At 39.5% G+C, this 23,581-nt stretch carries 12 protein-coding genes; 6 read left to right on the top strand and 6 right to left on the bottom strand.

Annotation, left to right across the window (positions count from 1 at the left end; translation table 11 throughout):
* Window positions 1-211: 211 nt before the first annotated feature.
* From PI95_RS06215 to PI95_RS06205, 3 genes are all read right to left on the bottom strand, one after another.
* Entirely contained in the window at window positions 212-961 is a 750-nt protein-coding gene (locus tag PI95_RS06215; RefSeq protein WP_039753379.1) for a glycosyltransferase family 32 protein, read from the bottom strand.
* Between the two features lie 65 nt (window positions 962-1,026).
* Window positions 1,027-1,248, bottom strand: a complete 222-nt coding sequence (locus PI95_RS06210) for an MbtH family protein (RefSeq protein WP_039753380.1) — start codon at window positions 1,246-1,248, stop codon at window positions 1,027-1,029.
* Between the two features lie 22 nt (window positions 1,249-1,270).
* A complete protein-coding gene (locus PI95_RS06205; RefSeq protein ID WP_052325831.1) occupies window positions 1,271-7,990 on the bottom strand; it encodes a non-ribosomal peptide synthetase in 6,720 nt (2,239 codons plus the stop codon).
* Between the two features lie 485 nt (window positions 7,991-8,475).
* On the opposite strand from PI95_RS06205, the gene PI95_RS06200 reads away from it, so the two are divergent.
* The 4 genes from PI95_RS06200 to PI95_RS06185 all read left to right on the top strand — a co-directional run bounded on the left by PI95_RS06200 (window position 8,476) and on the right by PI95_RS06185 (window position 20,758).
* The gene (locus tag PI95_RS06200; protein ID WP_163518652.1) at window positions 8,476-9,261 is read left to right on the top strand and encodes a hypothetical protein; all 786 of its coding nucleotides are present in this window, start codon (window positions 8,476-8,478) and stop codon (window positions 9,259-9,261) included.
* A gap of 26 nt (window positions 9,262-9,287) precedes the next feature.
* Window positions 9,288-17,897 carry a non-ribosomal peptide synthetase gene (locus tag PI95_RS06195; protein WP_201280317.1) on the top strand — a complete coding sequence of 2,870 codons (8,610 nt, stop codon included), beginning with the start codon at window positions 9,288-9,290 and terminating at the stop codon, window positions 17,895-17,897.
* Window positions 17,898-17,927: 30 nt separating this feature from the next.
* On the top strand, window positions 17,928-18,986 hold the full coding sequence (locus PI95_RS06190; protein WP_039753383.1) for an acyltransferase family protein: 1,059 nt from the start codon (window positions 17,928-17,930) through the stop codon (window positions 18,984-18,986).
* Window positions 18,987-19,120: 134 nt separating this feature from the next.
* Window positions 19,121-20,758, top strand: a complete 1,638-nt coding sequence (locus PI95_RS06185; RefSeq protein WP_039753384.1) for a glycosyltransferase family 39 protein — start codon at window positions 19,121-19,123, stop codon at window positions 20,756-20,758.
* Window positions 20,759-20,796: 38 nt separating this feature from the next.
* Here PI95_RS06185 and PI95_RS36685 read toward each other — a convergent pair whose 3' ends face one another.
* Window positions 20,797-20,931: a hypothetical protein gene (locus PI95_RS36685; RefSeq protein ID WP_268896666.1), complete on the bottom strand. Its 135-nt coding sequence runs from the start codon at window positions 20,929-20,931 to the stop codon at window positions 20,797-20,799.
* On the opposite strand from PI95_RS36685, the gene PI95_RS06180 reads away from it, so the two are divergent.
* Window positions 20,930-21,394 (top strand): GtrA family protein, encoded by a 465-nt coding sequence (locus tag PI95_RS06180; RefSeq protein WP_052325833.1) that lies wholly within the window; start codon window positions 20,930-20,932, stop codon window positions 21,392-21,394. The two genes, PI95_RS36685 and PI95_RS06180, sit on opposite strands and share 2 nt — an antisense overlap.
* A gap of 294 nt (window positions 21,395-21,688) precedes the next feature.
* Window positions 21,689-22,567 (top strand): DUF4231 domain-containing protein, encoded by an 879-nt coding sequence (locus PI95_RS06175; RefSeq protein WP_201280316.1) that lies wholly within the window; start codon window positions 21,689-21,691, stop codon window positions 22,565-22,567.
* A gap of 3 nt (window positions 22,568-22,570) precedes the next feature.
* On the opposite strand, the gene PI95_RS06170 is transcribed toward PI95_RS06175, so the two are convergent.
* Window positions 22,571-22,768 carry a hypothetical protein gene (locus PI95_RS06170; RefSeq protein WP_163518651.1) on the bottom strand — a complete coding sequence of 66 codons (198 nt, stop codon included), beginning with the start codon at window positions 22,766-22,768 and terminating at the stop codon, window positions 22,571-22,573.
* Window positions 22,755-23,519: an SDR family oxidoreductase gene (locus tag PI95_RS06165; protein WP_039753386.1), complete on the bottom strand. Its 765-nt coding sequence runs from the start codon at window positions 23,517-23,519 to the stop codon at window positions 22,755-22,757. The genes PI95_RS06170 and PI95_RS06165 overlap by 14 nt, the downstream gene beginning before the upstream one ends.
* Window positions 23,520-23,581 lie beyond the last annotated feature (62 nt).

Below are 23,581 nucleotides of genomic sequence, written 5' to 3'. Positions count from 1 at the left end.
GATAACTTACATCAAACTAGCAACATAACCTAATAGAAAAAATTACTAAAATTTATACCTTAATTTATATCTTTTAGTATTTGTAGGGTGTGTTAGACGGAACGTAAGATCGCACCATCGATTATGTTTTGGTGCGTTAGCCTACGGCATAACACACCCTACTGGACTACTTAAAAAAACCCTTTTCCCTTCTTCCTTTAACATGTATCCTCTACGAACGTAAAGAGCGAAACATCCAGTAGGGTTGTAAAAAAATATCGAATATAACTCTGGTTATCTGGTGGTGAGCAGGAAGCCAAGATGTGGTCATGTGGTGTATGGTATAAGACTCTGACGTTAGCTTACCTTTGAAAATTTTACCGTTAATTTCCATTGGCGCACCCGGTTCAAAAATGTATCCCGGACAAACACGAACTGTATTGCTTTCGTGAAATTGACCTGCCACTACGCAATCATTCAATAAAATTGGACCAGTACTGTAGCCCACATAATAAGGCATACTATTCTTAAAAAAGTTATTTGTGTTTTCGGCTGGATTATCTTTACGTTTTATTAATTCATCAAACACATTTAGCCAAAGAGGGTGTCCGGGAATACTACCCATAATCGCATTGCTGAAGCAAACCAGTTTTGAGAGAACAATTTCAAAATCTTCTAGCAAATCGTCAATTGGTTTGAGGCATTCAATATCCATATCAATATAAAATCCCCCATAATGATGGAGGATGAAATAGCGTATGGCATCGCAACGCTGAATTTTATGAGGATAAGAATCATATACTGGTAGAAACCAGGAATAATTCTCTTCCATAAATTTATGGCATTGTGCTTCATCCCAAAATCGGTGTTCCCAATTCGGATGATGCTTCAAAACGGTTTGGTGATAACGCTGATAGTTTTCAGGTACCGCTGCTTCTCCGAGAAAAAAAATCTGATGGATTATCTTTGGAATTTTGCTCATAAATTTAAATTGTAGTGAGCGCTTCAGCGCTCAATAAAGCACTGAAGTGCTTACTACGTAATTATTCAAGTTGAAGTTTCTTGCATAGCTTGACGCAAACTTAACGGACGCATATCAGTCCACACTTCTTCGATGTAGGCTAAACATTCATCTTTTGTGCCTTCTTTGCCTACAGCTTTCCATCCTAATGGCAGTTCTTTTTTCCATTTAGCCCAAATTGAATATTGTTCTTCATGATTGACTACTACAAGATAGATGGTATCGTCGTTTTGTTCGTTGTTATTCATGGTTTTTTTTAGCTCCTTGATTTTAGTTTTGAAGGTCTTTTAAGCTATTCTCAGTGGAGGTGGAAACTAATATACCGTCATCGCTTAAGTTGACGGAACGGCGTTTGCGTCCGGCTTTGGGTATGTCTGCGTTTGATTGCAGAGATGGCGAGGTTGACAGCAAATGAGCTAGTTGTTCTGGGGTGCGATGAGAGAAAAACTGAGGTAAGGGAAGCTCGGTTTTATAGGTTTCTCGCAAACGGATGACTAATTGTGTTACTAATAGAGAATTTCCGCCAATTTCAAAGAAGTCGTCGGTAATACCTACTCGTTCTAATTTTAATAATGAAGCCATCAACGAACAGATTGTTGCTTCTTGGTCATTTCGGGGTGCGATGTAAGGTTTACTCGTCTGTCCCCAATCTGGTGCTGGTAAGGCTGTTTGGTCAATTTTTCCGTTAACTGTCAGCGGTATTGCTTCTATGGGCATAAAGGCAGCAGGAATCATATAATCCGGCAGTTTGCTTGTTAAAAATGATCGCAATACTGTTTTCAAGTCATCTTCGGCATCAGATACAAAATAGGCTACAATCCGATTATCTGCATTCGCTGTGCGAACTGTGACGAATGCTTCTTTGATTTGGGGGTGAGTGCTGAGTACGGCTGCAATTTCCCCAGGTTCAATGCGAAAACCGCGTATTTTAATTTGCTGGTCTGCGCGTCCAAGATATTCGAGTTCGCCATTTGGTAGACGACGAGCCAAATCGCCTGTGCGATAAAGACGACTACCCGGAACAAAAGCGAAGGGATTGGGAATAAAGCGCTCTGCACTTAAGCGAGGATGATGGAGATAACCCCGCGTCACTCCTGCACCGGCAATATAGACTTCACCGGCAACTCCTATAGGGGATGGTTCCAGGTTTTCATCTAAGATGTAAAAACTTAAATCGGGAATCGGTTGACCGATAACGCTACCTTGATTTGCGATCGCATCTGCTTGGGTGATTTCTCTATAAGTGACGTGAACGGTAGTTTCTGTGATGCCGTACATGTTAATCAATCTCGGTTTTTCATCGCCATATAGCTCAAACCAAGGTTGCAGACTTTGCAGTTCTAGTGCTTCTCCACCAAAAATAATGTAGCGTAAAGCTAAATCTACATTCTTTGCAGATGTTTGTACAAGCTGTTTGAATGCTGAGGGAGTTTGATTTAAGACTGTGACTTTCTCAGACTGAAGCAGCTGGAAAAAGTCTTTTGGGGAACGAGTTGTCCAATAAGGAACCACAACTACTTTACCACCATAAAGCAAAGCTCCCCACAGTTCCCAAACGGAAAAATCGAATGCGTAGGAATGAAACAATGTCCAAACATCGTTGCTGTTAAATTTAAACCAGGGTTCGGTTGCTTTCAGCAAGCGGATGACGTTGGCATGAGTGACGATACAGCCTTTGGGTTTGCCTGTGGAACCACTGGTATAAATTACATAAGCGGGATGGTCTGGTAATATTTTGACTGCTACTGACTCTGAGCTTTGATTTTCTAGTTGAACTGCAATATCTTCTAAAACGACTATTTCAACACGGCAGTCGCTACAACGTTCGTGACCTCCCTTCGGGTTCGGGGGTTCGCAATCGACGGGAACCGCCAAGACTGCGACCCCCTCACCGCAACGCGCTGCCTCGCTTTCCCCGGCGGAAATCTGCGATACGACTGAACGCTGAGTTACTAGCAGAGAGATTCCACTATCTTGGAGTAGATAATCAATGCGCGAACTCGGATAACTGGTATCAATGGGAACATAAGCGCCACCTGCTTTCAAAATTGCCAAGATAGCGATCGCTAATTGTTCGGAACGTTCCAAACAAAGCCCCACTAACATTTCTGGACAAACACCTTTGCTTTTCAAATAATGTGCTAAACGATTGGAACGGATTTCTAATTCGGCAAAGGTTAAGTTAGTTTCTTCAAAGGTGACGGCAGTATGAGATGCATGTTGTTTCGCCGCATCGGTAAATGCGGAAACTAAAGTTTCATCAGATACATAGCTTGCTTTGAAATTGTCAGCTTGCAGCAAGCTGTGCCGTTCTTCCGGCGAAATGAGCGATCGCCTAGCTAATAATTCCGGGTTCGTCGCAAGCTCCCTAAGCGCTGTTTGATAATACTTGCCATATTGCTCAACTTGTGCTTCATCAAATTGCTGCACGTCATACACCAAGTTCAATTGCAAAGCAGAACTACCTGGCATCAAACAAAATTCAACAAGAAAGGAGAAATCAGTCTCTTCAAAAATATCAACGTTTAAAACTTCAACTTGAGGTAAATTCAGCAACCCCTCATAAACGTGAAAATGGACGTAGTTAAATGCGACATCAAACAAAGTACGCTTTTCAGTCAAGCGTTGCATTTCAAACAGCGGAAAATTCCGATAAGGTATGATTTCCCGTTCGGCGCGAAAACCGGCTTGTATAAAATCCAACCAACTGCCCGATGTCAACTTGATGCGAAACGGCACCGTGTTGACGAATAAACCTAAGAGATTTTGACTGTCCTCAATTTCCGGACGTGCATTTATGACGTTACCAGTAACGACTTCATTTTGTCCAGTTAAAAAGGCAAGAACGCGGAGATGAACGGCTAAAAGTGCTGTTTTCAGAGGAACTCCGGCACTTTTGGCAAGTGTGCGTATGGGATTGGCTATTTGTTCGTTAATGGCAAACGTACTTCGTTGCAACTGACGTTTAGAATTGTTCTGACTAACTTGCTTTAGACGCGGGAGAATGCTAACTTCTAAGTTGCTGAGATGTTTTTGCCAAAATTCGCGCATCTGCTGGTTGGCGATCGCGCTTTGTTCTTGAGCGATAAAGTCACTGTAAGGAATCGCCGGCACCGTTAGCGGTGGAATTGATTTTGCATCTATATAATAGATATAACGTTGCAATAATTGAGTTAGCAACGTTGCAACGCTCCAACCATCGAGAATAACGTGGTGAAAACTGAAGCTGAAGCTGAGGTGGTTTTCTTCGAGTCTGTGAATTTGAAAGCGGAATAAAGGAGCTTGGGAAACATTAAAGGATTTGGTTTTTTCTGATGAAATCCATTCCTCAACTTTGTGACGTGCATCAACAGCAGTACGCAGATCGCAAATTGTTAAAGGTAATTCAACTTCGCGGTGAACGATTTGGATTGGAGTGCTGTATCCCGTCCAGTGAAAAGAAGTCCGCAATACTGGATGAGCAAGAATTATATCGGCGATCGCCTTTTTCCAAGACTCTTCCGAATAAGGAAGACGTAAATCAAAGGTGAAAATTTGGTGGAAAATAGCTGAGTCGGGATGCATCTCACTGTGATAGAGCATTCCCGCTTGTAAACTCGACAGCGGATAAGCGTTTTCTGCATCTTTTGGTAAAAGTAGGCGTTCGCTTTCTGACAGCAAGTCCGGATAATTAGTTATATTATCCACGGTCAAGCACCCCACCCCTATCCCCTCCCCGCTTGCGGGGAGGGGACTTTTGGCGTAAGCCGAAAGGGGGTGGGGTTCCGGAATATTATGACTAATCAAACCGACTTGAGGTGCTTTCTTAGTCGCTAACTGACGAACGGTTGCAAATTCATACAATTCTCTGCCGGAAATCGCAAAACCTGCCTTTTTCGCTTTGGCGATTACTTGCAAAGCGAGAATCGAATCACCACCAATATCAAAGAAATTATCATCGATTCCCACTCTTTCCAAACCAAGCACATCTGCAACGATCGCACACAAACTTTCTTCATCTCGATTGCGAGCGGCTACATACTCATCTTCTACCCTTAAAAGATTCCAATCCGCTGTCGGTAGTAACCTGACATCAATTTTACCATGAACCGTCAAAGGAAACGCATCTAAACTGACATAAGCCGACGGAATCATATAATCAGGCAGCTTAGTTTTTAAGTGCTGACGCAATTCATTAGCGGTGAGATTCGATCCAGGAACATAATAAGCAACCAGTCGTTTTTCTTCTAACCATTCATCAGTCACAATCAAAGCTTCCCGCACTTGAGAATGAGAGGTGAGAGCGGTTTGTATTTCTCCCAACTCCATGCGAAAACCCCGGATTTTCACTTGTCGATCTACCCGTCCTAGATATTCTAAATCCCCGTTGGGCAGTCTGCGTCCTAAATCACCGCTGCGATAAAGTCGTCCTGAGTCAAAAGGATTGGGGACAAACCGTTCTGCTGTGAGTGCAGGACGATTCAAATAACCGTGAGTCACCCCTGCACCCGCAATATAAATTTCTCCTGGCAATCCATCAGGAACCAGTTTCAATTTTTCATCAAGTAAGTATATAGTCAGGTCGGGAATCGTTGTACCGATAACGCTCGCATTTCCTGTCAAGTCGCTCAGAGAAATCGGACGGTAAGTAACATGAACGGTTGTTTCTGTAATTCCGTACATATTAATTAAACGCGGAGTTTTATCTCCATACTTTTCTAACCAGAAACGCAGACTTTGCAAATCCAACGCTTCACCACCAAAAATTACATACTGCAACGATAGTTTTCCCACACTAGCTTCATCTGCTCGAATCAGTTGATAGAATGCGGAAGGAGTTTGATTGAGGACAGTAACTTTTTCTGTGGTGAGAAATTCGCGAAATGCTTCAGGCGATCGGCTTAACCAGAACGGTACAATAATTACTTTCCCCCCGTAAAAGATAGCTCCCCACAATTCCCAAACAGAAAAATCGAAAGCGAAAGAATGAAACAGCGTCCAAATATCTTTTTCGTTAAAGTTAAACCAAGCTTCTGTCGAACGCATCAACCGGATAACATTCGCATGAGTTACAATACAGCCTTTAGGTGTGCCGGTAGAACCGCTAGTGTAAATAATATAAGCTGGAAATTCCGGCTTCACAGAAATTTCTAAAGATGTATCCGGTTGTTTTGCAAGTTCGCTTTCTATAGATTCAAGAGTGAAAGCTGCTACTTGAGAAGTTAATTGTGATATCCCAGTAAAAGATTCCCGAATTTTTCCCTTCTCTTCCTCTGCGTACCCTGCGTCTCTGCGGTTAATTAAATAAGTATTCTTCTCACACAAAGAAACTAGAACAGATTCTTCAGCAATTAGTACAGAAATCCCGCTATCTTGCAGAATTAACTCAATACGTTCAGAAGGATAATTAGGATCGAGAGGAACATAAGCTGCACCTGCTTTTAATATTCCCAAAATAGCAACAACCGTATTTTCCGAACGTTCCAAACACATTCCTACTCGCGTTCCTGGTTTGACTCCTAACTTTAGCAAATAATGTGCGAGACGATTCGCTTTTGCCTGAAGTTCAGCGTAGGTGAGGGTAATATTTTTAAATTGAACCGCTGGATTTTCTGAATACTTACTAACGCTGCTTTCAAAAGCAGAAATTAGGGTTTCATTGGCTGTGGTAATCGAGGCTTTTTCAATTATGCGTTCACTTTCTCTGGCTGACAGCAGAGAAAGACTAGAAATACTTGTTTCCATTTCAGAAGCTTCATCAAAAAGCTTCTGAAAGTTGGTAACTATCTGCTCGGCTGTCTCGGAATCGAAATAGGAAAGGTTATAATCAAAATCGATTTTGATATCGCTTTGTGCCTCATATTCTCGAACATATACAATCAGCGGGATTTTTTGTTGACCGCTGTAGAGGGGAACGCAATTTGTTTTCGTATCCGCAAAACATTCGTTATAATCGTGCTTTTCGTAGGAAAGGTAAACTTCAAATAAATGCTCTTTGCTTCCTGGTTGGAAATTAGCAATTCGCTTCATTTCTGCCAAAGTAAAGCGTTGATGGCGATAATCTTGTCTGAGTAGAGAACGGATTTTATCAAGTAGTTCTTGGACTGTTTCATTGCCTGTGATTTCAACCCGAAACGGGATGGTGCTGACAAACAGCCCGATTTCATCTTTAAAACTTTTTTTATTTCTATTTAAAAGAGATAAACCAATAACTAAATCACTTTTGTTATAGCGTTTAGCTAAATAAATTATAATTATACTTAAAATAAAATGAAAAGCATTTGATTGCACTTCTTGGCAAAGAGCGTTAACTCGGTTGTATTTATCGCGAGAGATATATATCGCTTTGCGGTTCCCAAGAAGTTGCTGGTGTTTAATTAAGGGGAAAAGCTTAGTAGAAACCTGGTGCAAACGCTTAGTCCAATAAGAGCGATCGCTTTGAAAATTACGCGATTCTAAATACGCAGATTCATCTTGCAAATAATCGATTAAAGCAAAATTGCGTTCTGTTTGCGTATCCGCACCGTTTTTAATTATTTGATTGTAATTCCCAATCATTTCCCTGAAGAAGATAGCGGTTCCCCAACCATCGGTGATGGTATGATGATATTTGCCAAAAATAATATGTTTTTCGACAGCAACGCGAATTAGTTTGAAAGCGGTCAATGGGGCATTTTCACCAAAGCTAAAAGGTGTAGCAAATTGATTTTTTATATATTCCTGGGCACGTTCTTCTCTATCTTCATAACTAGAGAAATCAACCAAAGTAACTTTTTCGTCTTGGTGCGGTGCTATTGTCTGCAAAGGTTTGCCTTCCAATTCATAAATTCGCGTCCGCAAACCTGGATAACAGCGAATTACTTTGTTGATAGCATAATTAAAAATTTCAATATCAAAAGCACCTTGAACCGTGACAGTAGCACCAATATTCAGATGCGAACCTTCCGTCCACATCATTTGGTCGATATAAATTTCCCTCTGATTGATAGATAACGGAAATTTCGTATTCACTGTGTACTAATCCCAGAAATAATGTAATTTTATTGAGCATAAATCGCTTTCAGCCCAAATATAAAACTCAACTTTTTTCAGCTAAATGCTTAAGCCCTGTAAGGTTTACAAGCACTTAATCGCCGTTAAACCCGAAGATATGAGCGGTAAACCGCTCACTACGAATTAACAATTCGCATTTTTTTATTTTGGTATCAAATGTAAACTACCTTAGTCTAATACCTTACATACTTTAAATAATTTTAGATACAAAATCAATTTTTATTTTCTGAATTTTATGTAAAAAACTATAACTAGAACTTATATATTTTGAATAAATATAAAGTAATAGCCCAAAGGGGGTTGACAAAAGACTAAGTATTATGATTAGGTGACAAAGTTATCTTTTCCTGAAATAAAGTATTTCATCTCATTTTTTCCGTTTCCACTTTCAAGCAGACTGTCGAGCCATGATAAGTTTTTCAGAAAACATGGAAGTTTTACTCATGACTGCAACCATTGATGCTGGAACTACTCCTTTTGTAGAAATAAAGAGTCAACAAGAAAGGTTATTTGAATATTTATGCAGTTTAATTGCCTGGATAAAATTAACAAATATCAAGACAATTATATTTTGTGAAAATAGTAATACTTCTTATGACTTTGGACTAATAACTAACTTGGCTAAAAATGAAGGTAAAGTTTTGGAGGTGTTAGTCTTCGATGGTAATCATGAAGCACATCAATATGGTAAGGGATACGGGGAAGGAAAAATAATAGAATATGCTATCAATCATAGTAAAAATCTCAACAATGATGTAGATTTTTATAAAATAACTGGAAGAATTTTTGTCCAAAACTTTAATAATATACAACAGGCTCACGCTGGCATTACTAATGTTTTCCAGAAACCGCTGACGGGTATAAAACTTGAGAATATCAGTCTCTGGAAAAATTTAATTTTGATAATACAGTACTTTATTGGATATTTACTTTTCCTCAAAGCCCGAGGTTGGAAAGGTCCATATAACCCATTTGCTAATGTTTCTACGGTTTTTTATAAATCAAATGTGAGTTTTTTTAAAAAATACCTGATAAATTCATATAAAAAGGTGAATGATAAAAAGCTTTATACTCTTGAATGTGCATATTACTATGATTTATTGCAAAAGGATTTTAGCTCATTTTTAACTGATTATCAGCTTGTAGGTAGAAGCGGTGCTAGTGGCATGTTAATTAATGGATTAGATTATACAGATAATATTAAAGATTTGGCGAAAAGTTTGATGTAAGTAATGTATATTAGATTATATTAATTATGAATTTATCAGAAAACAACGAATTTGAGCTTTTAGAATTGCTTCTGGAAGAAGAAGGAATCGAACTGGAAAAAGACCAATTTTTGATTTCGCGTCGCAATTTAACTCAAGCTCCAGCTTCATTTCAACAAAGGCGTTTGTGGTTTCTTTATGAATTAGAACCGACATCTTCAGCTTACAATATTTGTTCTGTATTCAGCCTGAACGGACAGCTTAACGTAGAGGCTTTGCAGCACGCTTTTAGGCAATTGCAACAGCGACATGAAAGTTTGCGTACTACATTTATCGCGATTGATGGCGAACCTTGGCAACAAATTCACGCGAATTTTTTAGCCGAACTTGAGTTAGAAGATTTGAGCGTAGACGCGGAGCGGCTTGTCGTTAGACATCGCTCTGCAACCGAAAGCGAAAAAGAAATCTCTACAGCAGTGCGTTCGGAAGCTGAATATGCGTTCGATTTAGAAACAGGTCCGCTCATCCGTTCTCGACTTTTCCGATTAGCATCACGACACATATTAACTTTGACTCTGCATCATATTATTGCTGATGCTTGGTCAATCGGTGTCATTTTGCAAGAAATCGCTGCTCTTTATATTGATGAAAAAACACTTCCAGACTTAAAAATTCAATACGCCGATTATGCCTTATGGCAACAAGAAAACTTTAGCGATTTAGCTTTGCAAGATAGCCTTGCTTATTGGGAAAAAAAATTAGCAGAATTACCCGTCCTGCAATTTCCGCTTGATTTTCCCAGACCTAAGCTGCAATCATTTCGGGGAGATTTGGTGAAATTTTCTCTACCAAGTTCCCTAACAAATGTTATTCGCGCTTTCAGCCAAAAAGAGGGTGCAACTTTGTTTATGACCCTGATGGCTGCTTACATTGCTCTTTTGGCACGTTACACAGGACAAGAGGATATACCAGTCGGTACTTCCATTGCCAACCGTCCGGGAATCGATGCGGAAAAACTCATTGGTTTTTTCGTGAATATGTTGGTGATTCGCACCGATTTATCCGAAGAACCTAATTTTCGGACGCTTTTAAATAGAGTTAAAGAAACGGTGCTTGAGGCTTTTGAACATACAGAAGTGCCGTTTGAAACATTAGTAGATCGCTTGCACCTCGAACGCGATACAAGTCGCAATCCTTTATTTCAAATTGCTTTTACTTTATTAAATGCACCGAAGCCGCAATTTCACACAGGTGATTTAGAAGTCTCTTTGTTAGCAACTCAAGAAGCGGCTCGATTTGATTTAGAACTTTTCATCACTGAAAGTGAAGATAGTTTGCATGGCGTTTTCTCTTACAATATTGATTTATTGAGACGGGAAACTGTAGAAAGATTGGCGCGTCATTTTTGCCAATTATTAGAAAATTTAGTAACGCAACCAGATATACCGGTAAGCCGATTACCGATTCTGCTTCCGGAAGAATTAACTCAATTAATTTCTGCGAAACCTCGCGAAACTTTTCCGGTGCAATTTTGTTTGCACGAAATTTTTAGCCAACAAGCAAAGCAGCGTCCCCAACAGACAGCGCTAATTTTTGAAAAAGAAATTCTCAGCTATGAAAAATTAAGCGATCGCGCTAACCAATTAGCACATTATTTAATTCATCTTGGTGTTAAACCCGAATCGCGAGTTGGACTGTGGATGTCGCGGTCTAAGGATTTGGTAGTGGCGATTTTGGCTATCCTGAAAGCAGGGGGTGTATACGTTCCATTCGATCCGGATTATCCAAGCGATCGCATTGCTTACATGATCGAGGATAGTCAAGTTGCAGTTTTACTGACACAAACTCAATTCCAACAACAAATCCCACTTCAGCAAGCTACTGTCGTTTTCATCGATAACTGCGAAGCGGAAATAACCAAACAAAACTCAACAGATCCGAAAGTTTTTGTTCATCCAGATAACGCAGCTTACATTATTTATACCTCCGGATCAACCGGAAAACCTAAAGGAGTAGTTGTCACCCATCGTCATGTTGTGCGTTTGCTGTTAGCAACAGAAAAATGGTTCCACTTCACCGCAAAAGACGTGTGGACGCTCTTTCACTCCTGCGCCTTTGATTTCTCAGTTTGGGAAATTTGGGGCGCTCTTTTCTTTGGCGGTCGTTTAGTTATTGTACCTTATTTAGTCAGTCGTTCCCCCGAAGAATTTTATAATTTACTTTGCGATGCCAAAGTCACAGTTTTAAATCAAACACCTTCAGCTTTTCGCCAATTAATGCAAGCAGAAGAACTACTTTCTCGCGAAGGAGAATTAGAGTTACGCTATGTAATTTTTGGCGGGGAAGCGCTCGATTTAGCAAGTTTAGAACCTTGGTTCGATCGCCACGGTGACGAATTTCCGCTGCTAGTAAATATGTACGGAATTACGGAAACAACAGTTCACGTTACTTACCGTCCGATTCGCTTAAAAGATGTGAAAAAACGCCTTGGTAGTCTGATTGGCGAACCTATTCCTGACCTTTCTTTATATATTTTAGATCGCCATTTACAACCTGTTCCCATTGGGGTAGTTGGTGAAATGTATGTTGGTGGTGCGGGTGTAACTCGCGGCTATTTTAACCGTCCGCAATTAACCGCAGAGCGAATGATTCCCAACTTCTTTGAAATGAGCAGGGGAGAGCAAAAACGTTTATATAAAACTGGTGATTTGGCTCGACGTTTGCCTAATGGCGAAATTGAATATTTAGGACGAAACGACCATCAAGTTAAAATACGCGGTTTTCGTATCGAATTGGGTGAAATAGAAGCAGTTATAAAACGTCATCCAGGTGTGCTAGATACTTTAGTAATTATCCATGAACAAAGTAAAGAAGATATTAGAATAGCCGCTTACATTGTTCCTCAAACCAAAATCCCAGACTATGAAACTTTAACGCGGGAACAAACCCAAGAATGGCAATATACCTTTAACGAAACTTATCGCGGTGGTGAAGAAGTCAACACAGCTTTTAATATCACGGGTTGGAATAGTAGTTATGACAATCAACCGATTCCTGCCGAAGAAATGCACCAATGGCTTAATAATACTTTGGCGCGAGTGCAAGCACTAAAACCCAAACGCATTCTCGAAATTGGCTGCGGTACGGGGATGATTTTGCTGAATATAGCTCCTCAGGTAGAGTCTTATTGGGGAACTGATTTTTCTCAAGAAGCGATTAACAGGTTGGAAAATATTATTCAAACTCAACATGTGCAATTCTTGCACCAAGAGGCAAGTAACTTTAATCAAATTCCTGAGGATTATTTTGATACTATTATTATTAATTCTGTTGCTCAATATTTCCCCTCTATCGAGTATTTGCAGCAGGTAATTGCAGGTGCGTTAAAAGTGCTAGCACCGGGGGGTAGTCTATTTATAGGCGATAATCGTAATCTCCCACTTTTAGATTATTTTCATACCAGCGTTGCCTTTTTTCAAGCTGCTGACGAAACAGATAAAGAGACTTTTAAAACCCAAGTTAAACGCATCGCGGAAACAGAAAATGAATTGGTACTCGATCCGGCTTTCTTTGTTAATCTTCCCGAAGTTTTCCCGAATTTAGCAGCGGTGGAAGTTGATCTAAAAGAGGAAAATACCCGCAACGAACTGACTAAATATCGTTATGATGTCATCCTGCACAAGCAAGGTGGCGAACAAAATGAAGTTGCAATTGAACCTATTTGGGAAGATTGGGAAAAAGCCAATCTGCAATTAAGCGATTTGCGTCAGCGGATTATTGAAACAGGTGCAATCGCTTGGCGCCGCATTCCCAATGCTCGTTTAATTAAAGATGAAGCTATTTTGCAGTGGGTACAAGGAAACGATCGGGTAACTACCATCAAAGAATTACGCGAATTAATTGATATTAATCTGAAACAAGCAATTAATCCCTCAGATTTGTATGCACTTGCTAAAGAGATTAATTGCCAAATAACTATCAGCTATTCGCCAGATTTACCGAGTTATTTTGACGCTTGCTTTTATCCAGCAATCGAAGGAAAACGCCGTCCGGTAATGCCAATTGCGCGTAGAGATGCTAAATTGAGCGTCTCTACATATAGTATCGATCCTCTCAAAGGACGTTTTGCAAAAGCGTTAATTTCCCAGTTAAAAGAAAGTGTCCGGGAATTGCCCGAATATATGCGTCCGGCATCGTTTGTTCTGCTGGAAAGCTTTCCGATGACTCCCAGTGGTAAACTGGATCGGCGTGCTTTACCTGCACCAGAGCGAGATTTAGCGATTCGCAATGCGATAGCTTCGCTTCACGCCAAACAATCCTTCGTTCAACCTACAACTTCCACCCAACAAAGACTTTGCACAATTTGGAGCGATGTGCTTAGTATTGATTCTATCAGTGTGACGGATGATTTCTTTTATTTAGGAGGACACTCGCTTATAGCAACTAAGTTAGTTTCTCGCATTCGGGAAGAGTTTAATTTAGCTTTGCCGTTACGAAAGGTTTTTGAGCATCCGACTGTGGCAGGTTTAGCTGAAGAAATTGATCGCCTAGCTGTTGTTAGCGATGGAAATATACAGAAAGATATCATACCACGAATTGCCCAACGGGAAAATTTACCGCTTTCTTTTTCGCAAGCGCGACTGTGGTTTTTAGATTTGTTGGAACCGAATAATGCCGCTTATAATATGGCGATCGCTTTTCGTTTAAATGGCGATTTAAATCAAGAAGCGCTACACCGCAGTTTGCAAGAAATAATTCAACGTCACGAGACATTACGCACGACTTTTGAGAGTAAAGACGGAATTCCTATACAAGTTATTCACGAATTTGAACAAGTCCCGCTGACTGCGTGTGAACTAAGTCATTTACAGCAGGAAGAAGAACTTAAAAAAGCAGTTAAAGAAGCAATAATTTGTCCCTTCAATCTTGGCACATTACCGTTGTTGCGCGTTTATTTATATCGGTTAGCAGAGGACAGGCATGTTTTTGTTGTAGTGATGCACCATATTGTTTCTGATGGTTGGTCGTTAGGATTAATGATTAAGGAATTGTCCTTATCTTATACAGCATTTTGTCGGGGAGATGCATCACCTTTACCGTCTCTATCTTTACAATATGGCGATTTTGCTCATTGGCAACGGACAATTTTTGATAAAACGCAACTGCAACAGCAACTAAGTTATTGGAAAGAAAAACTCAGCGGTAAAATAGAGGTTTTAGAGTTACCAACTGATTTTCCGCGTCCAGCAGTTGCTCGTTATCAAGGTGGTGCAGTATCCTTTACTATTAACAAAAAAGTAGGCGATCGCTTTGGGCAGTTATGTGAATCTCAAGGTGCTACCCTGTTCATGGGATTGTTAGGGGTATTTACCACTCTGTTAATGCGTTATTCGGGACAGCAAGATTTGTTAATTGGTACGCCAATTGCTAACCGCAATCGTAAACAAATTGAAGACTTAATTGGCTTTTTTGTCAATACTTTAGTTATCAGAATTGATTTGAGTGGCAATCCTGATTTTCAAACATTATTGTTGCGAATAAAAGAAGAAACTTTGCAAGCTTACGCTCATCAGGATGTACCTTTTGAAAGAATCGTTGAAGAACTTCAACCAGAAAGAAATCTCAGCCATAATCCTTTGTTCCAGGTGATGTTTGTTTTGCAAAATGCACCGATGGGAAACTTAGAATTGCCCAATTTGAGTTTAACTCCTTTGGAATTGGAACAAGTTACAGCTAAGTTTGATTTAACTTTGTTGATGAACGAGACAGAAGAAGGACTTCAGGGAACATGGGAATATAGAACCGATTTATTTGATGTTGCGACAATTAACCGGATGGTAGGACATTTGCAAACTTTGCTAGAAAGTATTGTTGCCAATCCCGAACAACGAATTGCAGAATTACCTTTACTAACGGCAACTGAGCAACATCAGTTATTAGTGGAGTGGAATAATACTCAAACTGAATATCCCCAAGATAAGTGCATTCATCAATTATTTGAATCTCAGGTAGAAAAGACACCAGATGCAGTCGCAGTGGTGTTTGAAAACGAATATTTGACTTATCGAGAGTTAAACAAACGAGCGAATCAATTAGCACATTACCTGCGTTCAATGGGGGTAAAACCAGATACATTGGTGGGAATTTGCGTTGAGCGATCGCTTTCAATGGTCATCGGGTTGCTGGGCATTCTGAAAGCTGGTGCTGCTTATGTCCCCCTCGATCCGCGATTACCCCAGGAGCGGTTAACTTTTATCTTAGAGGATGCCCAAATATCAGTATTATTGACGCAGCAGCTATTAAATATTGAAAACATTGCTCAGACTATTTACTTAGACACTCATTGGCAAATTATTACCCAACAAAGCGAGGAAAACCCACTTAGCAAAGTCGTAGCTGATAATTTGGCATATGCAATTTATACATCGGGTTCCACAGGCAAGCCCAAGGGAGTGATGCTTTCTCACCGCAATCTTTGCAATCATATGTTCTGGATGCAAGCAACATTCCCCCTAACTGAAAAAGACAAAGTGCTACAGAAAACTCCCTTTAGCTTCGATGCTTCAGTTTGGGAGTTTTACGCACCCTTGCTGGTGGGTGGGCAGTTAATCATCGCTCGACCAGGAGGACATCAGGACAGCGCTTATCTGATTAAAGCGATCGCAAACCTGAAAATCACTACTGTGCAACTTGTCCCATCCTTGCTGCAAATGCTTTTAGAACAAGGAGGAATTGAGACTTGTGACACTCTCAAACACGTCTTCTGTGGGGGTGAAGCTTTGCCTGTAGCGCTGCAAGAAAGTTTGTTGAGCAAGCTGAATGTGAATTTGCACAATCTTTACGGACCGACGGAAGCTTGCATTGATGCAACTTTTTGGACTTGCAAAGATGAAAGCGATCGCCAAATTGTCCCGATTGGGCGCCCGATATCTAACACGCAAATTTATATTCTCGACTCGAATCTCCAACCAGTTCCCATCGGTGTGCCGGGAGAATTGCACATCGGTGGTGCTGGAGTAGCGCGAGGTTATATTAACCGTTCATTGACTGCTGAGAAATTTATTCCTAACCCCTTTAAAAATTCGTCTTGGAAAGTTTGGCGGGACGGTACAGGCAACCGCCACGCCAGATGCCTCAACGGAGGGAACCTCCGCACAGCACTGGCTCAACTTTCCGCAAAATTTAAATCAGATCGGCTGTACAAAACTGGGGATTTAGCTCGTTATCTTCCCGACGGCAACATTGAATTTCTGGGACGAATTGATAACCAGGTTAAGGTGCGGGGTTTCCGCATCGAATTGGGAGAAATTGAAGCATTATTGAGTCAACATCCAGAGGTAAACAATGCTGTGGCGATCGCTTGGGAAGATTCATCAGGTAATAAGCCTTTAGTAGCGTACATTGTCCCGAAGAAAGAGCAATTAATCTCTTCAAATATGCTGCGTGACTTTTTGAAAGCAAAATTGCCTGATTACATGATACCAGTCAATTTTGTCATGTTGGATGCTCTGCCTTTATTACCTAATGGCAAAGTTGACAGAAAAGCACTATCTGCACTCAATTTAGAAAAAAATGTAGATTCAAGCAAACAGATTCCCCCGCGAACACCGTTAGAGCATAAATTAGTGGAAATATGGGAGGAGTTACTGCAAGTTCAGCCAATTGGTGTGACTGAAAACTTTTTTGATTTGGGTGGACATTCTCTTTTAGCTATTCGGTTAATAGCGGCAATTGAACAGCGATTAGGGTGCAATCTACCTGTTGTTACTTTATTTCGAGAAGGTACGATAGCGCATATTGCCGCTTTATTGGAACAAGAGCGATCGCCTAGTGATTCAGATGTTCTCGTTCCTCTACAAACCAAGGGTGATTTACTTCCCTTATTTCTCGTACACCAAGCCGGCGGTTATGCTTTATCCTATTCTGTGCTGGCTCGCACCTTCACTCAAGAACGTCCGATTTATGCTCTCCAAGCACGGGGATTAGATGGAAAACAACCCCCTTTAAATACTATCGAAGCAATGGCTTCTAGTTACCTGAAAACGATTCGGCAAATTCTTCCTTCTGGTCCTTATTTATTGGGCGGACACTCTTTAGGCGGATTAATTGCCTTTGAAATGGCTTCACAATTAGAAGCAGCGGGACAACAAGTTGAACAGGTGATAATTATCGATACCCATCCTCCTTTGCCTACCCCGCAAATTGAAGCTTCTCTTAATGACAATGCCGCTATTCTTTGCTTTATTGTTGAGCAAATTGGACTTCATTTTAACGAAACTGTAAGTATTTCCTATGAAGAACTTTCCACCTTAGACGAAGTGGCTCAATTTGAGTATGTACTGCAACTTTTGCGACAGCACGAACTCATTCCTCCTGATTCGGGACGAAATTTGATTGCCGGATTAGTCAACGTTTACAAAGCTAATTTGCAGGCAAGTTTACATTATCAACCGCAACTTATTAAATCTTCTATTTCCCTGTTCAAAACACCCTCACTAACAAAACAGTTTCCAGACGATTCTACTGTCGGTTGGGGGAAATTAACCAGCGCAAAAGTGCGCGTATCCTCCGTAAATGGCGAACATCAGACACTTTTGAAAGAACCTCATGTTAAAAGCCTTGCCGCAGCCATTGAAGAACTATTGTCTTATAATTAACATCAATTCAATCATTGAAGTTTCATAGATATGCACAGTTCTAATTTGCAAAAAATTTACGGATTTGATTATCTAAGAGTGATTTTTTGTATTGCTGTTCTTTGTTTACATACAAATATTCCGAGCTTAATTTTAAAGTATCAAACCCTCTACAATATCATTGTTTATAATGTATTTTATTTAGCTGTACCAATATTTTTTCAACTAGCTCTTATTTTGTTCTTTTTAAACAGGCAAAAAAATAAAGATTACTTCTGGAAAAAAAGATTTTTCAAAATCATAAAACTTTATATTTTTTGGGGCATACTTTCTAGTTTATTTTCTTTTTTCACTCAAAAGGAAATGTATCTGAATTATCTCAGGAATTTAAAAAATATTAATAATATTATGAATTTTATCATAACAGATGGATATTCTAATCCTTTTTATTACTTCTTTTCTTTGTTATTTGTAACGATATTAGCAGAATTATTTGCTTTTTATATTGATCGAGCTAAAATAAACAATCAACTAATATGTTATTCTCTTTTGATATATTCTTGCATAATTGTTTTCCTCTTGCCTTTAAGTGTAATGTTGATGGGTGGAAAATTTGCTATGTTACCGCAAGCAGTCAATCCTTTAAACTTTACACCTTACGTTTTTTCCTCATTTTTAATTAGCAATTCTTTATCTCAAAATAAACCAAATGATAATTCAAAACTAAATATTAAACAGATTTGGATATTAATAATCTTATTTATTTTCTTTGCTCTTTTTGAATGGAAATATATAAGCCATCCCTTAATATGGGGTGGTGAAATGAATCCTCTACCAGTTTATTCTAGAGTATCTCTAGTTTTTGGTGCTTGGTTGATTACCTTAATTTCCACCAAAATTACATCTGAACCGCATTTTCTCATCAAATTATTTTCTGATTTATCCTTGGGGATATATTGCTTACATACCTTTTTAGGCCTATTGCTGATTAAATTTTTTCCACTTACACCTAATACTGACGTTTTATTACTCTTTTTTCTGATGATTGTCTTAGCAACGCTGTTAACCAAATTTTTGAAAAATTTTCAAATATTTAAAGAGCTTATATGACGCCACCTTTAATTTTGGAACACCAGCACCTTGACAAGGCTAGTGTCGTTGGTTTATTGTCCACTCAGTTCTATAGATGTAGTGTTAAAAAATGACTAAACACGTTTATATCTTGACGCTGTTTGAAGTATGTCATGGATAAGCCGCAATTACTAGCAAAAGCAAATCCCCCGACTTGGTTAAAAATTTTGGTAATAAGCCTGATGGGGTTAGGCATTTTCTTTCGCTTTGCCCATCTAGGGCAAAAAACATACTGCTGTGATGAATCTTGGACATCCGTAGCAATTTCTGGTAACACGGTAGCCGAGCTAAAACAGGAAGTTTCTCATCATCAAGGCACAATTCCTATTACCACCTTCGACAAATATCAACATATTAATTCAGATCGTGGTGTGGCTGATACAGTGAATTATTTAATCACCTCAGACCCGCAGCATCCCCCATTGTATTACGTCATGGTGAGATTGTGGGCGCAAGTATTTGGAGATTCGCCTATTGGGGTGAGGAGTTTATCAGCACTCATCAGTCTGTTGATATTTCCTAGTATATATTGGCTGTGTTTGGAGTTGTTTGATTCACCAGTTGTGGGATGGGTTGCGATGGCATTGATTGCCGTTTCTCCTTTACAGTTCTTCTTTGCTCAAGAAGCACGTCAATACAGTTTGTGGATGGTAGAAATTTTAGTATCGAGTGCTGCTTTACTGCGAGCTATCAGACAAGAAAATAAAGGAAATTCGGCTGTGTATACTCTCACCTTAGCCTTGGGATTGTACACCCATTTATTCACAGTTTTGGTAATGATAGCTCATGGTATTTATGTAGTTATTCAACAACAGTTTCGCTTTACCAAAACCTTATTCAATTATCTGCTGGTTACGATTGCTGCCTTCTTAATGCTTTTACCCTGGCTGATTGTGCTCATCACCCATCTTAGTACAGCACTAGAGCTAACTTCAGAGTTTGCAATAAGAAGAATAGATAATCCCTTCGAGCTAATCGCTATTTTTCTGATTCGAGTTACCCGAACATTTTTCGATCTTAATTTAACTTTAGATACATTAGTATTTAATAGTTTGGCTGTGGAAGGTTCTTTATTTTCTAGTATTACTACATTAATATTCAGTTTATTTGTGATTATTTTCTTGATATGGTTTCTCGTAAAAGTACCTCCAAATAATACCAGTTTATTGATTTTTTTATTGGGAGGATTCCCAAGTCTATTGTTAGTGATATATGACCTAATTTTTGGAGGAACTCGCTCCCTTAAAGTTCGCTACCAATTGCCTTTATATTTAAGCATAGAAATTATTGTAGCCTATGTTCTAGCTTTCTACATTTTCCCAGAACAGACTTGGCGGCAAAAAATCGCTCAATTCATAATCGTGGGATTATTAATAGTCGGGTTAGTTTCTGATGTCAAGTTTTTTCAATCTGAGAATTGGTGGACACAATCAGATGGTCAATTTATCAAAGAAACATCTCAAGTTATCAATCAATCAGAGAGACCTTTATTGGTAATTAATAACTCTCCTGTTAATTTAGGAGGAATCCTAACCTTAAGTCATTATTTACCAAAAGTTCGCCTACTGCCAATAGCAGATAGTGAACTGCTGCCGATTCCTCAAGAATATAGCCAGATTTTCTTTATGCAAAATAATAGCAGTTTATTTCATCAACTAAAGCAGGATAAAAGCTATCACTTGAAAGTAATTAAAGTACTTAATTTACCACCTGGAGGTTTGTGGCAATTTGAAAAAGTTGATAAATTGTGAACACTAGTAGTGCTTTCGTCGGTTCTATAAATTTGGGGTCAATAAATATCTCGCTTGCGTTGGTAGCGATCGCTTGTGTTAAGTAAGTCGGCATCAAAAAAAATTATGTAAAAAGAAACACCTAGAATTAATCTATTTAAAGATGTTGTATAACGCCGCACAGGGTTCCTCATGAATTTCTATCTTGAGATTAACAATTTAATAAATCGACTGCGCTTAAGTCTTTCTTGGGTGTTTGTAAGTCGGCTGATTCGTTTCGCCATAGTGGGTTTAAGTGGTGTATTTGTAGACTTGGGAGGATTTTATTTTTTGCATACTCTGTTGGGTTGGGTGTTAACTCCGAGTGCAATACTTTCAACAGAGGTGGCAATCATTAATAATTTTTTCTGGAATGATGTATGGACTTTTGGTGATGTGTCTGTTCAGCAACAATTAGGCAATCAGCGGTTGCAACGTTTTTTCAAGTTCAACCTAATTTGTTTTTTTGGACTGATTTTCAATAGTTTAATTGTGAATTTGCTGTTTTATAAATTTGAGATGAATGAATACATGGCAAAATTGGTAGCAATTATTTGTGTTACCCTCTGGAATTTTTCGCTAAACTCAAAGGTAAACTGGCAAATAACAAAGACATAAGTAGATATTTTGAGAGATAGTTACTAGGGCAAATGTGTCACTGACCCCTGGCGATCGCGTTTTTGCCTAAATTCTGTCTTATACGATTTCTCGTGCGAAGATGCGCCTAATTAGCCTGGGTCGTTTCATTGATAAATAATTAATATTTATCTTGACAGATAATACTTTTTATAATATACTAATCCGGATGCGGATTTTTGAAATGTCGATATTATATACGCCTTTATTAATAGAGGCGAGTTTGTCCACCATACTCTGCTACATTTCAACCGATAACAAATTGAGTACAAGGCAATGACTACTTCTGAAATAACTACTGAGCAGAAAAACCAGACAGGAAATTCTTATACAGGAGAAAAATCCTCTTCATCAGGTCAAAAAATCTTATTTACCTTGAAGGCGTTTGAGTATTTATTACTAGCTGCTATTATCTGTTCAGGCATAATTCTTTTTCTTTTACCAGATAATAAACAAGCTGTAATTGCTGGAGCAGTTTCTCTGACTATTTCAATTTTTTTGTTACTCATCAACAGACAAGCATTTGAAGAGTCTAAGAATGCCGCTAACCAGTTTAGTATTGCCCAAAAAGCTGAACTATATACTTCTCTATTGAGCAATAATAAGTCCTTGGAAAAAAATACGTTCACTCCAGCAAGAGCAAAGGCTTTACAGTATTGCCAAGATATGATTGACGATTATAAAAAAACTCGCAATCTATCGAGAAACCTTTACTATTTTTTGCAAATTGCAACTGTTATTTTATCAGGAGTCACACCAATTTTAGTTTTGGTAGACAAATTGGAAGCAGGACAAGCTTGGCTCAAGTGGCTCCCCGTAATCTGTCCGGCTATTGCCTCTATAGTCGCAAGTATAGTTACCTCCTTTCCTTTTCAGAAGAATGCGCTTTCTGCTAACACAGCGATTGAATTGTTAGAGGCTGAACAAGAGAAATTTATATTAGGAGTAACTCCGTCTTATCGTTGCTATGATGTGTCTAGCGAAACTGAACAGCAACAAAAAGCAAGTCAGGCAATAGAACAGTTTATTGTTCAAGTGAATAACATTCATCTCCAGCAACTGCAACCAACCGAAGAGAAGCAGTCAGAAAAGACAGAATCAGCTGTATCTGCTGCATCTAACGAGTCAAAACCTGAGCAAAGTCAACAAAGTTAACACTCAGAAAATGGGGAATGGGGAATGGGGAATGGGTAATTGGTAATGGGGAATGGGTAATTGGTAATTGGTAATTGGTAATGGGTAATTCCTCCTTGTCCACGCCAGGCGCCTCAACGGAGGGAACCTCCGCACGGCGCTGGCTCCCCTTGTCCCCCTGCCCCCCCTGTCCCCCTTGTCCCCTATATTAAAACCGGGCACCGCCATCTACTTCTATGACGCTTCCGGTAAAATAGTCGCATTCGATGATAAAACGCATAGCCTGCCAAATTTCGTAAGGTTCAGCTATGCGACCGATGGGTATTTTGGCAATCATCTCTGCTTGAGCTTCTGGGGATACCCGACTGAGGATTGGTGTATTCGTCAATCCAGGAGCGATACCTGCCACCCGAAATCCGAAAGGAGCCAACTCTAAAGCCCATGTGCGCGTGTCTGCATCTAGTCCGGCTTTAGAGGCACTATAATTCGACTGACCTGGATTCCCCGACCTTGTTACAGAAGAGATATTCACTATCAAAGCTGGGGAAATATTTTTTTCAATCGCTCCAGCTGCAAATTCTCGTGCCATAAAAAAAGCACCTGTCAAATTGACATCAATTACCCGCTTCCATTGTGCTGTCGGCAGCTTCCGCAACCACCCTTCATTGTCGCGTGTAACTAGTAATCCATCTCGAAGAATACCCGCATTATTAACTAAAGTATTAGCATCTCCTATCTTTTCAAAAGCCAACGAAATAAAATCTTTTACCGATGATTCATTGGCTACATCAAGATGCACTCCGTAGATTTGTCCTGGCAATCCAACACTCTCCGCTTCGAGTTCTTTAAGCTTGTCCACATCCAAGTCGCCACCAACCACTTTAGCACCTGCACGAGCTAATTCTAAAGTGATGCAACGTCCAATTCCACTGGCGGCTCCGGTAATTATTGCTCGAATATCTTCTAATTTCATGTAAATCCTAAAATATGGTACTATAACTAACGATCCGCTTATTAAGCGTCATCTGAGAATTT

This window comes from Hassallia byssoidea VB512170 (assembly GCF_000817785.2).
GTDB lineage: Bacteria > Cyanobacteriota > Cyanobacteriia > Cyanobacteriales > Nostocaceae > Hassallia > Hassallia carrinoi.
The sequence above is the reverse complement of the archived record's forward strand: the minus strand, read 5'-3'. Positions and strand labels throughout refer to the sequence as shown.

Excerpts from the sequence above, each read along its gene's own strand:
- PI95_RS06215 (WP_039753379.1), bottom strand. The coding sequence starts at position 961 with ATGAGCAAAATTCCAAAGATAATCCATCAGATTTTTTTTCTCGGAGAA.
- PI95_RS06210 (WP_039753380.1), bottom strand. The coding sequence starts at position 1,248 with ATGAATAACAACGAACAAAACGACGATACCATCTATCTTGTAGTAGTC.
- PI95_RS06200 (WP_163518652.1), top strand. The coding sequence starts at position 8,476 with ATGACTGCAACCATTGATGCTGGAACTACTCCTTTTGTAGAAATAAAG.
- PI95_RS06195 (WP_201280317.1), top strand. The coding sequence starts at position 9,288 with ATGAATTTATCAGAAAACAACGAATTTGAGCTTTTAGAATTGCTTCTG.
- PI95_RS06190 (WP_039753383.1), top strand. The coding sequence starts at position 17,928 with ATGCACAGTTCTAATTTGCAAAAAATTTACGGATTTGATTATCTAAGA.
- PI95_RS06185 (WP_039753384.1), top strand. The coding sequence starts at position 19,121 with ATGGATAAGCCGCAATTACTAGCAAAAGCAAATCCCCCGACTTGGTTA.
- PI95_RS06180 (WP_052325833.1), top strand. The coding sequence starts at position 20,930 with ATGAATTTCTATCTTGAGATTAACAATTTAATAAATCGACTGCGCTTA.
- PI95_RS36685 (WP_268896666.1), bottom strand. The coding sequence starts at position 20,931 with ATGAGGAACCCTGTGCGGCGTTATACAACATCTTTAAATAGATTAATT.
- PI95_RS06175 (WP_201280316.1), top strand. The coding sequence starts at position 21,689 with ATGACTACTTCTGAAATAACTACTGAGCAGAAAAACCAGACAGGAAAT.
- PI95_RS06165 (WP_039753386.1), bottom strand. The coding sequence starts at position 23,519 with ATGAAATTAGAAGATATTCGAGCAATAATTACCGGAGCCGCCAGTGGA.